Here is a 15,135-nt window from a genome sequence, read left to right as displayed (position 1 = left end):
TTTCACCAATGCCGAAAACAGAAGCAGCCGGCGAAGCCCTCTGGCCGCGCCGGCTGCTCTCCGGATCTGTTCCGATGTCAGGAGTGCGGTCAGGCGGCCCGGGAAAGGGCCGGTTTCTGATCCTCGACCAGAGCAGCGTGCAGGGCGCGGATGCCCGGCTCCAGAAGATCGCGCTCGAAGATGAACTGAACGTCCACATTCCGTGGTCCCTGGCTGGCGCCGACCGCCTCGAGGCCTGCCCCGGCAATGGCCTGCAGGCCGCGGGTCAGAACCGAGAGGCCATTCAGATCGCGCCCGATCACAGAAGCCATCGCCATCGGACGCGCGGAAATGCACGCCGACGGGTAGAGCTTCTGCAGGTCCTTCTCGACCCGCCGCATGGTCTTCAGCGATGAGTCGAGGTAATGCGTGATCGTGTTGGCGTTCGAGACCTTCGAGACGATGCGCACATTGTGGCGCTTCAGAACGTCCAGAATGGCGGCGTCGTAGCCCTTCACACCGACCATGTCCTGCTCGAACACTTCCAGCGTGATGATGTCGAGACCGGTGACCATCTCGACCGCCGCCGATTGCGCCGGCTGGTCGTCGATCAGCGTACCGGGATCCTCCGGCTCGAAGGCATTGGTGACGCGCAGCGGCACCTCGGCGCGGCGCAGGGTCCGTGCGGCCTTCGGATGGATCGCCTCCATGCCCATGTTCGAAAGCTGGTCGGCGACATCGTAGTTGGTTCGGCCCAGCTTGCGGACGGCCTCGTGCCCGACCGTCTTCGGATCGGCCGAGGAGAGATGGAATTCCTTGTGGATGATCGCCTCGCTGGCGCCCGACAGGGCCGCGAGCCGGGAGAAGGTGACCTCGGAATAACCGCGGTCGAACTCCCGCATCAGACCCTCGGCGCACTGTGCGTAGCCGGTGACGATGGGGATCTCGCGCTCCGGATCAACGCCCGCCAGGCCGTCGTTGATACGCTCCTCAAGCGAGACGTTGCCCTCGTCGCCCTCGTCCCGCCAGCCGGTCAGATCGACGAAGCAGGCGTTCACGCCGGCGCGCTTCAGCATCAGCGTCGCGACATAGGCCGAATGCGCCTCGCCCAGGCCCGACAGCAGTTCGCGGATCTGCAGCATGTACTGGGACAGGCGGAAATGGCCGTAGCCGCAGAGCCGGTGCAGATCGGTCAGGCAGCTGCGCGCGCCCTCGATCCGCTCCCGTACGAAGGTCCCGGCATCCGCCAGGTCGTCGGGATGATCCAGAACGGCCGCATGGGCGTCGGACATGGCTCCCTTCACCCGGCCCAGTGCGTCGTGCCAGCTGCGGTCGTTGTCGGCGTTGGCGAAAAGCGCATAGACGCCCGGCTCACCCGTCTTCTTGTGCTCCAGCAGCAGGTCGGTGATGCCGCCGAAGGCCGAGACGACGAAGATCCGGCCATAGGGGTTGTCCGGGTCCCGCAGGAACAGGTTCTCGCGCAACTCGTCCAGGCGCGACATCGACGTGCCGCCGATCTTTTCGACAGTGTGAGCCATGGTCAGTCGGCCGGTGCATAGGACCCGTCCTCGCGGTGCACTTCCGTTCCGGTGACCGGCGGGTTGAAGCAGCACGCCATCACCAGTTCCTCCTCGGCGCGGAGGGTGTGCTGGTCATGCAGGTTGAGCGCATACATCACGCCAGGGCGGATCTGATGCGTCTCGCCGGTGCCCAGATCGGTGATCGAGCCCTTGCCCGAGATGCAGTAGACGCTCTCGAAGTGGTGCTTGTAGTGGAAGGTGTGCTCCGAGCCGGCCTGCAGGATGGTGATGTGGAAGGAGAAGCCCATCTCGTCATCTGCCAGCAGCATCCGGACGGATGTCCACTGCTTGTCGGAGACGGCACGGTCGGTGTTCATCAGTTCATTCAGGTCGCGTACAATCATGAGTGCTACTCCGCTGCCATTCGGGTTTCGCCCTGGACGTCACGGGCTGCCTGTTCGAGGATCGCCAGACCCTCGTCGAAGATCTCCGCCGGGGTCGTGAGGGGCGCGAGGATCTTGACCACCTCGTCCCGCGGACCCGAGGTCTCCACGATCAGGCCCATCTCGAAGGCCCGGCCGCAGATCTCGCCGGCCAGTTCGCCGGAGCCCACATCGACACCCTGCATCAGGCCACGGCCCTTCAGCCGCGCGTTCGGCACGGTGGCGGCGATGGCGGTCAGCGCCTCGGTCAGCCGCTCGGCCTTGCCGGCCAGTTCCTTCTGGAAGCCGTCATCGGCCCAGAACTTCTCGATCGCCACCCGCGCGGTGACGAAGGCATGGGTGTTGCCGCGGAAGGTGCCGTTGTGCTCGGCGGGTCCGAAAACGTCGTGCTTCGGACGCACCAGCACCATCGCCATTGGCAGGCCGAAACCGGAAAGCGACTTGGCCATGGTGACCAGATCGGGTTTGACGCCCATTTCCTCGAAGGAGAAGAACGTGCCCGTCCGGCCGCAACCGGCCTGGATGTCGTCGATGATCAGAAGCGCGCCATGCGCCTGGGCGATCTTCGCGATGCGCTTCACCCAGCCGGCCGACGCAGCGTTCAGGCCGCCCTCGCCCTGCACGGTCTCCAGCATGATCGCCGCCGGCGCATCGACGCCACCCGAGGGATCGTTCAGCATCTGCTCCAGCAGCGCGGCGCTGTCGACGCCTTCCGCATAGCCGTCATAGGGCAGCCGCGTCACGCCGGACGTATCCATGGCGGCGCCACCGCGGTGGTAGCCGTTGCCGGTCGCGGCCAGCGCGCCCATCGTCACGCCGTGGAAGCCGTTGGTGAAGGCAATGATGTTGGTGCGGCCGGTCGACTTGCGGGCGATCTTCATCGCCGCCTCGACGGCGTTGGCGCCGGTCGGGCCGGTGAACATCACGCGGTGGTCCATGTCGCGCGGCTTGAGAATGTGGGACTCGAAGGCCGCCAGGAACCGGCGCTTGGCGTCGGTATGCAGATCCAGACCATGGGCGATACCGTCGCCGGCGATGTGGTCGATCAGCGCCGCCTTCATGTCCGCATCGTTGTGGCCGTAATTCAGCGACGAACAGCCGGCCAGGAAGTCGATGTACCGGTTACCGTCGGCGTCGAACATCTCCGATCCGCGCGCTTCGGTGAACAGCTGCGGGATCGCACGGCAATAGGAACGCGCCTCGCTCTCGCGTCGCGCAAAGACAGACGTCGGGCTGTCCATGTCATAGGGCATGGGGAAATCCTTTCGGGAACTCGGAAATTCAGTGGGGTGGTTCAGGCCGCCCGCTTCAGCTGGGCCTCGTCGCCCGGCAGCGTGATCGTCACCATATGTTCGGTGTCGTGACGCCCCTCGAAATGCGCACCTTCCTCGAAGTGCGGCTCGTCGGTCAGCTCGCCGCCGACCGACCGTGCGAGGCTTCGGAACATGGCCCAGGATGCCTCGTTGTCCTTGGTGATGGTCGTCTTCAGCGCCTCGGCGTCGGCACAGGCATCCCGATCGAGAAGGTGCAGCAGCATCTTCTTGCCGAGACCCATGCCGCGCGCCTTCGGGCTGACGGCAACCTGCCAGACGAAGAACGCGTCGTCGTTGGGGATCATGTGGCCGGAAATCCAGCCCACGACGTCGCCGTCCAGCTCCGCGAGCACGCAGGTGTCCCGGAAATGGTCGGCCTGAATCAGGTTGCAGTACATGGAATTTTCGTCGAGCGGTTCGCATTCGCGAACCAGGGACCACACCGCGGCGCCATCCGTGGCGTCCGGTTTGCGCAACCGGGGCGTGCGGGCGGTTTCTCGGGCGGTCAGTTCATGTGCGATGTTCTTCGGCATCGTCGCATCGTCTCCGCTTCAATTTGAATAGCTAAATAGATGTTGCCCCATCAAACTTCAACACCGCGGCGCAGAAATCTCGGTCAGCTTTGTCGCACCTGCATATATATCTGATATCATTGAAATTTTATGAACAGATCGGCATTTGATCCGCGTGAATCGATTGATTCACCAACGTTTCAGAAATCGAAGCATTTCCTCTGGTAGTATATCCGCATGACCGAATCCGTTCACGATCGGACCGATGCCAGCCTGATCGCCCTGCGGCGGATCCTGCGCGCGACGGAACTCTACGAGCGCAGTCTGGCCCAGTCGGCCGGCGTGACGCCGGCGCAGCTTCGGGTGCTGCAAATCGTGGACAGCCGCCCCAGCGCGACGCCAAAGACGCTGTCGCAGCAGATGAGCGTCAGCCAGGCGACGATCACGGCGCTGGTCGACAAGCTGGTCGCGCGGGACATGGTGGCGCGGACGCCGTCGGTGACCGACCGGCGCCAGACCGACATCACCATCACCGAGGCCGGCCACGCCTGCCTAGCGCAGGCGCCCGACGCCCTGCAGCAGCGCTATGTCCGTGCTTTCGAGGGGCTGGCGGACTGGGAACAAGCGCAGCTGGTCGCATCCCTGGAAAGGGTCGCAGCCATGCTGGATGCCGCAGAAATCGACGCATCGCCGGTGCTGTCGACCGGCCACATCCACCCGAAACAGAAGTAGCGCCGCCGGCCATCCTTCACCGCAGCCGGGGTGCAACGCATCGTCGCATTCGCCCCTTGTCACTGTTGCCATTCCGCCGCCGCCCCCTCACCTTCCGCCGCGACTTGCACAAGCAAAGCAGTCCGCCGCTGCCGGGTCTTCGGGCCGGGGCAGACCGTCCCCGGCCGCACGAGCGGCTGCACATGCGTCCCTCACGATCCGGACCGGCGGACCAGAAGAGGAGACATGACCGACTACAATCCCGACAAGGGTTACATCGCACTGCTGGGCTGGAGCCTGAACGCCATCGATGCGGTCGACCGTTTCGACCGCCGCTACGTGGTCGTCGCACCCCCCTGGGCCGAGGCCTACTGCAAGGAACACGACATCCCGTTCATCCCCTGGAACTTCGACCGGCTGAACGAGCGGTCCCACGAACTTGCGCATCAGCTGAAGGACGAAGGCGTCGATGTCGCCATCCCGCTGTTCGAGGAAACCGTCGAATGGGCCGGCGCCATCAACTCGGTGTTGCTGAGCAATCCGCGTCTGCTGGGTCAGTCCATGCTGTTCCGCGACAAGTCGCTGATGAAGCGCCGCGCGCAGCTGGGCGGCATCCGCGTCGGCGTCTTCGAGGAAGCGATGGACCGCGGCGATGTCATCCGGTTCCTGAAACGCGTCAACCAGACGCTGCTGAAGCTGGACGGCGACCCCAACGACCCGATCCACTTCAAGGCCTTCGACAAGTCCGGTACCGCCGGGCACCGTGTCATCCGCACGCCGGAAGACGTCGACAACATCCCGATGGAGGAATTCCCGGCGCTGCTGGAATCGCACCTCGACGGCTGGGAGTTCGCGGTCGAGGCCTGGATCAAGGACCGCAAGATCCAGTTCCTGAACATCTCCGAATACGTAACGCTCGGTTATTCGGTCTTCGTGCCCGCGACACCGGAACTCGAGGCGCACCGCGAACGCATCACCACCGAGATCGAGAAGCTGATCGAGACCTTCGACATCGATTTCGGCTTCATCCATCCGGAGTACTTCCTGACCAGCGACAACACGCTCTACTTCGGCGAGGTCGCTTTCCGGCCGCCGGGCTTCAACGCGCTGGAACTGATCGAGCGCGCCTACGGCTTCAACGGCTATCAGGGTATGGTCCTGGCCTTCGATCCGAAGGCGACGCAGGAGGAGCTCGATGCCTTCTTCCCGAAGCCGGTCACCGACGCGAAGGGCCATGCGGGCTGCTTCGGCGTCTATCCGCGCCGCCGCGTGGTCAGCCGGCTGGAGGTACCGAAGGAAACCGCCGATCATCCCTATTTCGAGTTCCACGAACTGTCCGATCCGATGGAACAGAAGGTGGCGAAGCGGACCGCTTTCGGCACCCACTGGGGGCTGGCCTATTTCTTCGGCGACAACCCGCACCAGATGCGGGACCTGCTGAAGAGCCAGGAAGAGCTGGACTACTACGTGTGACTACCGAACACGGCGCACCGGAGAGAGCCGGGCCGCCATGATGCAGTCCACACAGGACAGCCTGCGCCTTTCGGAGACGCTCGATAACGCCATCGAGCGCCTGGAGCGGTCGCGCGCCTTCGCGAAGGCCCGGCACCAGCGGCCGGCGCTCGACGTGATCGGCCGGCTGTTGCAGGCGCCGGGCGGTGTCCAGGCGGTCTACGAGCGGGCAGCCCGCCTGGACGAGGCCGGCCTGTTTGCCGGCTCCGACTGGGCGACGCCCGCGGCACTGCTGCCGCAGCTTGTCGCGAACACGCTCGACGGCGACGACAGGGCGCTGGCCAGCCTGGAAGCGGCCAGCCTGCTGCGCTTTCTGGCCGCGGCCTGCAGCGGCTGGAACCATCCGGCACTCACTGCCGATCACGCCCGGCATTTCCTGACCCAGGTTCTGGCGCTGAACCTGAAGCGCTTCTTCCGGCTCTCCGATGAGGCCAGCCGCAGCGACGGCGGCCGCGACGAGGCCAACGAACGGCTGATGCGCTTCATCGCCGAACGCATCGGACTCCGCGACGTTCTGGGCGTGCTGGTCGCAGAGATCTGGCGCATCCTGGAGCAGCGGCCGGTCCAGGTCGGACCCGTCAAGGACATGGTCACCCAGATCGCCGTCGCCCTGAACCGTCAGGGCAGCGAGCCGGGAGCCGAGCGGCTGGGCGCGGAGCGGCTTGTCAGCGCCCTGTTCGGGCCGACGGCGGAGACTCTCGACGATCCCGGCCTCGACGCCTATCTGGATCGGCTCTCGCACATGGATGAGACCGGTCTTTCGCGCGAGGCCATGGGGTTCGCACGCTCGATGCACGACACCGGCCTGGTCTCGGACTATCACGCGGCCTTCGTCCGCTGGGCGCTCGACTACCCGGACCGCCCCCTTCTGGTCGAGGCGCTGGGCCTCGGCACAACGGGTCTGGACGGCTGGCGCAACTACCGCGGCCTGATCGAGGAACTGATCGAAGCCGCAGTGACACCGGCAACGCCGCAGGCCGTTCACGGTCTCGCATCGCTGCTGGAGCGGGGCGTGCTGCACCATGAACCCGTCGCACCGTCGCTACGGCGCGTCATGCGGATGGAACTGACGCCAGCCGTGCGGGAACGGCTGTCACTCGTCTTTGTCGGCGCCGATCCGGAGACGCACCTGCTCGCCGGTGCGCTGGAGATCCTGGGTCAGCCGCTGGGCGTCGGTCAGGGCGCCAATCCGACCTGCCAGTCCGCCCGCGCGATCGCCATGTGGGCGCTGATCGATCCGGACTACCTGCTGCATCTGATCGTCCAGGCCGCCGAAACCGACACCGTGCTGATGCATTTCGAGGGCGGCCTGATCAACGCCGCCGACCTGCCCCATGGCCTGGCCGGCTTCGGACCGATCGACGCCGATCCCGTGTCGGTGCTTCTGGTGCCGCATCTCGACAGGGTCTATGCCGAGATGGGCCGGCAATGCGCCGACCGGCAGGGCGATCCGCACCGCTGGATCAATCCGGAATTCCACGGCTGGTGGGTGGCGCGAGACTGCGCGGTCGCGGTCGATATCGTGTCGGGCAAGCTGTCGGACTATGACCGCTTCGTCGGCCGGTTCCACGAGACCTACCACCCCGACTACAATGGCGGCCGACCGCTGATCCACCCGCAGCCCGCCGGGGTTGCGTCGACGGATGCGACCGGCGCCTTCGTCGGCTGGCACGCTATCGCCATCCTCAGGGTTGCGCCGGGGCGGAACGGCGAAATGCGGGTCTATTTCTACAATCCCAACAACGACAGCGGTCAGGACTGGGGCCAGGGCGTCACCGTCACGACCGGCGGCAATGGCGAGCGCCACGGCGAGGGATCGCTCGAGTTCGAGCAGTTCCTCTCGCGGCTCTACCTGTTCCACGACCCGCCGCTCCGCCGCACGGGCGAGACGACCGTTCCGCACGACGTCATCGCAAGGGTCGGCCGGATGGCCGTCGAGAGCTGGGCCGCCGACCGGTTACCGCCGGATCAGCTGGCCGCCCGGGCCGTCGAGGCCTGAGACGCCGCCAGCTTCCCGGGACCGTGGCTCAGGCCGCCTTGATGCCGTGCAGGAAGGTCTGGACCTCACCGCGCAGGTCGCCCGACTGCTTCGCCAGGAGACCGGCGGCATCAAGCACCTGACCGGCTGCCATGCCCGCCTCGCCGGCATGGCTCGTGACTTCCATGATATTGCTCGAGACCTCACGGGTGCCCTGAGCGGCTTGCTGGACGCTGCCGGAAATCTCGCCGGTGGCAGCGCCCTGCTGCTTCACGGCCGCAGCGATGGCCGAGGCGATCTCGCTGACCTGCCGGATGGTCTCGCCGATGGCCTGGATGGCTTCGACGGCCCGTCCGCTCGATTCCTGAATGGCGCCGATCTGATCGCCGATTTCCTCGGTCGCCTTCGAGGTCTGATTGGCGAGCGACTTCACCTCTGACGCGACGACCGCAAAGCCCTTGCCGGCCTCACCTGCCCGCGCCGCCTCGATCGTGGCGTTCAGCGCGAGCAGGTTGGTCTGTGCGGCGATCCCGTTGATCAGGCCGGAGACCTCGGCGATGCGCTGGGACGCCTCGGAGAGGCTCTGCACCGTACCGTTGGTCGATTCGACCTGATTCACTGCAGCCTCCGCGATCTTCGCGGACTCGGCTACCTGACGGCCGATCTCACTGATGGAGACGTTCAGTTCCTCGGTGGCGGCAGCCACAGTTTCCACGCTGATCGAGGTCTCCTCCGCCGCACCGGCGACGGTGGTGGCCTGCATCGAGGTCCTTTCGGCGGTCGAAGTCATCGCTTCGGCCGTCGACTGCAGCTGCGTGGACGCTGCGCCGAAACCGTCGAGAAGGCTGCCAACTGCGGTGTCGAACCTCGCTGTCAGAGCCTCGATCCGTGCGGACCGCTCGGCCTTGGCGGCCTGATCCGCCTTCTGCTCCGCGCCCAGCCGGTCAGCTTCGATGATGTTGTCGCGGAACACCTGAACCGCACGGGCCATCTCGCCGATCTCATTGCGGTTGTCGGCATTGGGAATTTCAGTCTCAAGACGATGTGCCGCCAGATCGCTCATGACCCCGGTCAGCTGCTCGACCGGAGCGGAGATGCCACGGCTGATCCACCAGGACGCGCTGGCCAGCCCGGCAAGCGCCGCGAAGAACGCGCCCAGCATCAGGTAGAAGGTCATCTCGATGTTTTCGGCCTCGGCGGTCTCGAAAGTGCGGTGATGATCGAGATGGACCTCCTCCATCTGCGCCAGCAGCGGGGTCAGCGCGGCGAAGCTCTGATCCATCGCCACCGCGATCCGGTCGCGCTCCAGATAGCCGTCGGCCATATTCCGGAAATCCCGGTGATAGGCGTCCAGCTTCTCCAGGATGGCCTTCTGGTTGGCCCGCGGAATGCCGCTTGCCGGCAGAAGCTCGACAAACTCGGCGACGCGCTGATCCAGCCGGGTCACGTATTTCTCGTCGCCGCGCGCCAGGAAATCCTTCTCGTGACGGCGCATCATCAGCATCTTCACCGTCAGCTTGTCGGCCTCGAACTGCTTGAGTTCCGTTTCGACGGCATGCACCGATGCTCTCAGCGCCCCCAGCAAGCCCGATTTTTCATCGAGGCCAAGCGACTTCTGCGCGTCGGCAAGGGCCCCGAACAGCTCGGAATACCGGTGCGCACCGGCGACGACCCTGGTCCGGGTCTCGTCATCGAGTTGTTCGGCGTTCAGCTTGTCGAGGGTCTCCAGCGCGACGGCTGCGGACGCATTGAATGCCTGAATGGCGGCCTCATCCCGGGACAGCATGAAGGTCATCTGCTCGCGGCGCGCCTTCTGCAAGGCGGCCTCGGCAGCCTTGCCGGTGAGGAACTCCCTCGCCATTTCCTGCCGCGCTTCCCGCAGAGATGCCCCTCGCGTGTCGCTGATCTGATAGACCACCCCAACCGCCAGGAGCGCGATGCCGCCTACCAGCGCCAACGTCCCGATCTGCAGCTTCAGCCGCAGGTTCTGGAACCAGTTCCGCATGAAAATTCTCCGCCGAGCAAATACCGTGACGCGCACCGGTCAAGCGACCGGAGACGTCAACGCTGTTTCGTTACGGCTGCGGTATGCATCAGGGGAACTGAAGAGAGTGTTAATATGAATTAGAATTCTTGTTTTGACAGCCGAGCTTCGTTGGCGGCGGCTGGATCGCCGGCCCGTCACCGCCGTTCGATCGTGCCCATGCCGCCCGACTGGTAGTCGCGTACCGCGGCCATGATCTCGGCCTCGGTGTTCATGACGAAGGGGCCGTAGCGCGCAACCGGCTCGGCAATGGGCCGGCCCGCCAGCAGCAGGAAGCGCCCGCCCCCGTCGCCCGACGACGCAACCCCGATCTCGCTGCCGGGGCCGAGGACGGCCAGCTGGCTCCGGGTCACCGGCGTCCGCTCCGGTCCCAGCGCAATCGATCCATCGAAGACATAGACCGCCGCATTGAAACCGGGATCGATGGCGACACGCGTCTCGCCGCCCGCCCGGACGCGCCAGTCCTGCAGCCAGACCGGCGTCCGTGTGCCGATGGCCGCGCTGACGCCCAGCGCCTCGCCCGCGACGACGGTGACCTCGATCAGGCCATCCTCGCTCACGGCCTTCGGGATGTCGGCGGCCTGGAGGTACTGGTAGCCCGGCTCGGCGAACTTCTCGCTCGCGGGCAGGTTCACCCAGATCTGGAAGCCATGCGCGCGGCCGCCGTTCTTCCGCATCGCCGGTGACGGCAGTTCGGAATGCACGATCCCTGAACCGGCCGTCATCCACTGCACGTCACCAGGCCCGATCAGCTGGGTCTTGCCGGTCGAATCCTCATGCAGCTTCTCGCCCTGGACGATGTAGGAGACGGTCTCGAAGCCGCGGTGCGGATGATCCGGCGCCCCGATCGCCTCGCCCGGCCCGTAGTCGACCGGTCCGACCTCGTCGAGCATCAGGAAGGGATCGACCAGATCGATGCCATGCGTCGGAAAGGCCCGCCGCACCAGAAACCCGGCGCCCTCGCGTTGCTGGTGAGCGGTGACCACACCCAGAACTTCCCGGCTCATTCAGACCTCCCGTCAGGCATTCATTCGCCGAAAGACTAGTGCGCAGCGCGCGGAAGTCACCCGGCATCAGCCACCTGGCCGCCGATGACGCCACGCGCGGCAAGGTCGCCGAGCTCTGTCTCCTGGCAGCCGAGAACATCCCGGAGCACCTCGACCGTGTGCTCGCCGAGGCGCGGCGGTGCCGTGAGGGCCGTCTGCGGCGCGCCCGGGAACTTGACCGGGCGTCCGGTCATGCGAATATCCCCGGCGCTCGGATGCTCGGCCGTGACAACCATCTCCCGCACTTTCGCGTGCGGATGATCCAATGCAGCGCCGACGCCGAGGATCGGCGCATGGGGCACATCATGTGCCTCCAGCCGCGCCTCCCATTCGGCCACGGTCTGTTGTGCGGTGATTCCCGAGACAATGGCCTCCAGCTCGTCGCGGTTCTCGCGCCGGTCGGCCAGCGTCGCGAAGCGCGGTTCCCCGGCCAGGTCCGGACGGCCCAGCGCCCGGCAGAGCTTGGGCCAGAAAGCCTCCGACAGCACGGCGATGACGATCTGCCCGTCCGACGCCGGAAACGCGCCATAAGGCACCAGCGTCGGATGCATCGATCCAACTGGCTGCGGGTCCTCGTCGGTGACGAAGGCGAGCTGAGCGAGATAACCGAGCATGCCGATCAGCCCGTCCTGCAGGCTGATGTCGATCAGACGCCCGCGCCCCGTCGCGTGACGTTCGTGCACGGCGGCCAGAATGGCGATGGGCCCGTAGACGCCGCCGACCATGTCGCCGAGCGGCAAGCCAAGCTTGACCGGCGCCCTGCCCTTCTCGCCATTCACCGACAGCGCGCCGCTCATCGCCTGGGTGACGATGTCGAAGGCCGGCTTGTCCTTCAGCGGCCCGGTCTGCCCGAAGCCACTGATGGAACAATAGATCAGCCCCGGATTGAGCGCCGACAGCGTCCCGTAGTCGAGACCCAGCCGGGCCATCACCCCCGGGCGGTAGTTCTCGACCAGGATGTCGGCCTCGGCTGCCAACCGCCGGAGCAGCGCCTGCCCGTCAGCCTGCTTCAGGTCGATCGCCAGCGACTTCTTGGAACGATTGAGCGCCAGGAAGTAGTGGCTCTCCCCGCCAACGAAGGGCGGAAAGCGCCGCGTGTCGTCACCGTCCGGCGGCTCGACCTTCCAGACCTCGGCGCCCAGATCGCCGAGGCTCTGGGTGGCGTAGGGGCCGGCCAGCACCCGGGTCAGGTCGAGCACCTTCAGCCCGGCAAGCGGCCCGGCCCAGCCCGAAGCCATGGCCGTCAGCCCGCGCGGCTCGGCAGTTCCACAACGCCCGAACCGAGAACCGAGAGTTCGTCGTGCTGGTTGTGCGCGGCCTGCTCGATCTCGACGAGATGCCGGCCGTACTCGACGAATTTCCGCGTGACCTTGCCGGAGATCACCAGCATGTCGCCGACCGGGTTGTGGCGGCGGATCTTGCAGGACGCCTTGCGCAGGAAGCCGTCGTCTCCCATCCAGTTGGTCATGTGGTGGGTCAGCCAGGAACACCGTTCCGGCCCGTAGTCGTAGGCGCCGGGCGTGCCGACCATGTGCGCGAACTCGTCCTCCCAGTGGACCCGTTCGGGGCAGTCAGGCACGCCGAACCTGTTCTTGATACCCAGGCCCGGATGCGCCGTGATCTGGCGCCAGTTGAGCTTGTTGGCGCGGATGTAGAGCCCGCCCCAGCCCTGGGCATAGGCGATGAAGCCGGTCACGGTCATCGGGCCCTTGGCCATCTTCGGCAGATCGTCGCCCTCGGAAACGTCCTCCCAGTAGCGCGGCGTCGATCCACGGACCTCTTCCTTCGCATAGAGGTCGTAGAACGCCTCGAGCTGGGCGTCGGTATAGGGCTCCGGCGCCCGCGCCTTGACCTCCTTGTACTTGGTGCCACGTTCGCGGGCCTCGTCGCGGTCGGTGCGGAAGCACCAGCTGTCCGCCTCGGCGACCTTTGTGCCGTCCTGCTTGAAGAAGTCGACGTGGTAGATCTGCTGGATCGCGCGGCCGGCGAAGCGGGTCTGATGCTCGATCAGGTCCTTGAGTCGCGCCTCGGTGGTGATCTCGTCATTGCGCAGCACCGGTTCGTGCCAGGTCCAGTCGGCGCCGGCCCACATGGCGTGGACGCCGCTCAGACCGCCGACATAACCGGAGACGATACGATCGCAGGCGAACAGGAAACTCGGCGGCGCGACGATGGTGCCGAAGCGCGATTTCGCCGCGTAGTCGGGATCGCACCAGAGCGGATTGTCGTCGCCGATGCCGTGGGCGTAGTGGCGGATGTTGTCGCGGGTCGCCTCGTGGCACCAGGGCTCCAGCGAACCGGTGATCAGCTTGCCCGTGCGGCGTCGAAGCTGCTCCAGCCCGTCGTCGGTGATCTTCGGAAAGATGTCCGTCTGCGCGTTCATTCGTCTCGTCTCCCTGGAGTTACTGGCTGGCGGCAGCCTGTTGTTGTTCGCGGTCCCGCAGGAACTTGCGGTTGACCTTGCCCGCGGGCGTCTTCGGCAGTTCGCTGACCACCGCAATCTGCCGCGGGTATTCATGCTGGCTGAGCCGGTTGCGGACGAAGTCCTGCACCTCGCGCCGGAAGACCTCGTCATTGGCGCGCGGCGTGACCAGAAAGGCCTTCACCACCTGGCCGCGGGTCTCATCGGCGACGCCGATGGCGGCGGCCTCGCGGATGTCGGGATGGGCGAGCAGCGCGTTCTCTATCTCGACCGCGCTCATGGTCCAGCCGGCCGAGATGATGACGTCATCCGCCCGGCCGTCGTGATAGAAATAGCCGTCCTCATCGGTGTGGCCGAGATCCTTGGTTGGCACCCAGGTGTCGCGGCGTTTCAGCATGATCTCGCCGATCTCGCCCGGCGCGGCGCGGCTGCCGTCGGATCGCTGGATCTCGACCTCCATGTTCGGCACCGGCTTGCCCAGCGAACCGGGACGAACGTCGAAATCCTTCGCGCCCGGATAGTTCACCAGGATCACGCCAACTTCGGTCGTGCCGTACATGCTGCAGACCCGGTGACCGAAGGTCCGCTCGGCGAAGGCAGCGGTCTCCTCATCGATGGGTTCACCGGTGAAGGAGAGCTTCTCGAGCCGGAAGCGGTAACGGTCCGCCGTCCCCGCGTTCTTCATCATGCGGTAGTGGGTCGCCGCCGCCGACAGGTTGGTCACGCCATAATCCTGCAACGCGCGCATCAGACGGTCCGCATCGAAGCGGCCGGCATAGACACCGGTGGTCACGCCCATCGCCAGCGGCGCCAGCGTGCCGTGCCACAGGCCGTGTCCCCAGGCCGGCGATGACGGGCAGAAGAACTCGTCACCCGGCCGGATGCCGGTGCCGTAAAGCGCTGCGATGGTGACCAGAACGATGGCGCGATGGGTATGGCGGATGGCCTCCGGCAGTTCCCGCGTGGTGCCGGAGGTGTACTGGTAGGCGGCCATGTCGTTGGCGCCGGTGGCGAAGTCGCAGACGTCGGAATACCCCGCAAGCCGGTCGAGAAATGCATCGTCCGGCACCACGGTCTCGATGCCGTCGATGGCGCCCAGTGCGTCGGCCTTCTCCCGACTGGTGAGCAGCAGTTTCGGCGCGCTGTCGTCCAGCCGGAGCCGCGCACCTTCGGGACCGAAGAGCGTGAACATCGGCACCGCTACTGCACCTGCCTTCATGCAGCCGAACATGCCCGCATAGAAGCCGAGCGACGGTTCCAGCATCACGGCGACCCGGTCGCCCGGCTCGACGCCCCGCGCCGTCAGCCAGTTGGCGAAACGCGACGACCACGCAGCCAGGTCGTCGAAGCTCAGGAACTCGTCGCGGCCGTCCTCATGCGCGATCCGCACCGCGATCCGGTCCGGGTCGCCCGCATGCCGGTCTATGCATTCATGCGCGATGTTCAGCCGGTCCCGGTCGCCGTCGAACAGGTCCCATAGCTCAGCCGTCGAGAACTGCGACAGGGCATCCGCCCAGGACGTGTAGCCGGTAAGCCTCCCCATGATCGCCTCCGCCCTCCCCAAGCGGGTTTCGACCCTTGTTGCCACAAGGGTATCGGCGGTGCGTTTTTATTGTCAATAAGCGCATACTATTTTATATATACAATGAAATCGC

General features: G+C 65.9%; 12 protein-coding genes. 3 read left to right on the top strand and 9 right to left on the bottom strand.

Annotated features, from left to right (window positions below; all coding sequences use genetic code 11):
• Nucleotides 1–89: 89 nt before the first annotated feature.
• The 4 genes from ACMVY4_RS12920 to ectA are packed head-to-tail and all read right to left on the bottom strand — an operon-like array spanning nucleotide 90 to nucleotide 3,788.
• Complete coding sequence (locus tag ACMVY4_RS12920; RefSeq protein WP_416896435.1) at nucleotides 90–1,517, bottom strand: aspartate kinase; 1,428 nt, start codon at nucleotides 1,515–1,517, stop codon at nucleotides 90–92.
• Between the two features lie 2 nt (nucleotides 1,518–1,519).
• On the bottom strand, nucleotides 1,520–1,903 hold the full coding sequence (locus tag ACMVY4_RS12915) for an ectoine synthase (protein ID WP_416896434.1): 384 nt from the start codon (nucleotides 1,901–1,903) through the stop codon (nucleotides 1,520–1,522).
• 5 nt (nucleotides 1,904–1,908) lie between these two features.
• Nucleotides 1,909–3,195, bottom strand: a complete 1,287-nt coding sequence (ectB, locus tag ACMVY4_RS12910) for a diaminobutyrate--2-oxoglutarate transaminase (protein ID WP_416896433.1) — start codon at nucleotides 3,193–3,195, stop codon at nucleotides 1,909–1,911.
• A gap of 41 nt (nucleotides 3,196–3,236) precedes the next feature.
• Nucleotides 3,237–3,788, bottom strand: a complete 552-nt coding sequence (ectA, locus tag ACMVY4_RS12905) for a diaminobutyrate acetyltransferase (RefSeq protein ID WP_416896432.1) — start codon at nucleotides 3,786–3,788, stop codon at nucleotides 3,237–3,239.
• Nucleotides 3,789–4,004: 216 nt separating this feature from the next.
• Here ectA and ACMVY4_RS12900 point away from each other — a divergent pair, with 216 nt between their 5' ends.
• The 3 genes from ACMVY4_RS12900 to ACMVY4_RS12890 all read left to right on the top strand — a co-directional run bounded on the left by ACMVY4_RS12900 (nucleotide 4,005) and on the right by ACMVY4_RS12890 (nucleotide 7,989).
• Nucleotides 4,005–4,499, top strand: a complete 495-nt coding sequence (locus ACMVY4_RS12900) for a MarR family winged helix-turn-helix transcriptional regulator (protein WP_416896431.1) — start codon at nucleotides 4,005–4,007, stop codon at nucleotides 4,497–4,499.
• A gap of 225 nt (nucleotides 4,500–4,724) precedes the next feature.
• Nucleotides 4,725–5,951 (top strand): ATP-grasp domain-containing protein, encoded by a 1,227-nt coding sequence (locus tag ACMVY4_RS12895; protein ID WP_416896430.1) that lies wholly within the window; start codon nucleotides 4,725–4,727, stop codon nucleotides 5,949–5,951.
• A gap of 37 nt (nucleotides 5,952–5,988) precedes the next feature.
• Entirely contained in the window at nucleotides 5,989–7,989 is a 2,001-nt protein-coding gene (locus tag ACMVY4_RS12890) for a hypothetical protein (RefSeq protein WP_416896429.1), read from the top strand.
• Between the two features lie 28 nt (nucleotides 7,990–8,017).
• Here the strand turns inward: ACMVY4_RS12890 and ACMVY4_RS12885 are convergent, their stop codons facing one another.
• The 5 genes from ACMVY4_RS12885 to ACMVY4_RS12865 form a co-directional block, all read right to left on the bottom strand.
• Entirely contained in the window at nucleotides 8,018–9,973 is a 1,956-nt protein-coding gene (locus tag ACMVY4_RS12885; RefSeq protein WP_416896428.1) for a methyl-accepting chemotaxis protein, read from the bottom strand.
• 176 nt (nucleotides 9,974–10,149) lie between these two features.
• Entirely contained in the window at nucleotides 10,150–11,019 is an 870-nt protein-coding gene (locus tag ACMVY4_RS12880; protein ID WP_416896427.1) for a pirin family protein, read from the bottom strand.
• Nucleotides 11,020–11,075: 56 nt separating this feature from the next.
• Nucleotides 11,076–12,296: a CaiB/BaiF CoA transferase family protein gene (locus ACMVY4_RS12875; protein WP_416896426.1), complete on the bottom strand. Its 1,221-nt coding sequence runs from the start codon at nucleotides 12,294–12,296 to the stop codon at nucleotides 11,076–11,078.
• Between the two features lie 5 nt (nucleotides 12,297–12,301).
• Complete coding sequence (locus tag ACMVY4_RS12870; RefSeq protein ID WP_416896425.1) at nucleotides 12,302–13,441, bottom strand: FAS1-like dehydratase domain-containing protein; 1,140 nt, start codon at nucleotides 13,439–13,441, stop codon at nucleotides 12,302–12,304.
• 19 nt (nucleotides 13,442–13,460) lie between these two features.
• Nucleotides 13,461–15,023 (bottom strand): acyl-CoA synthetase, encoded by a 1,563-nt coding sequence (locus ACMVY4_RS12865; protein ID WP_416896424.1) that lies wholly within the window; start codon nucleotides 15,021–15,023, stop codon nucleotides 13,461–13,463.
• Between the last annotated feature and the right edge of the window lie 112 nt (nucleotides 15,024–15,135).

Source organism: Minwuia sp., assembly GCF_048007105.1.
In the GTDB taxonomy this organism is placed as follows: Bacteria; Pseudomonadota; Alphaproteobacteria; order Minwuiales; family Minwuiaceae; genus Minwuia.
Note: the sequence above shows the minus strand (reverse complement) of the source record. Positions and strands in the feature narration are given on the sequence as shown.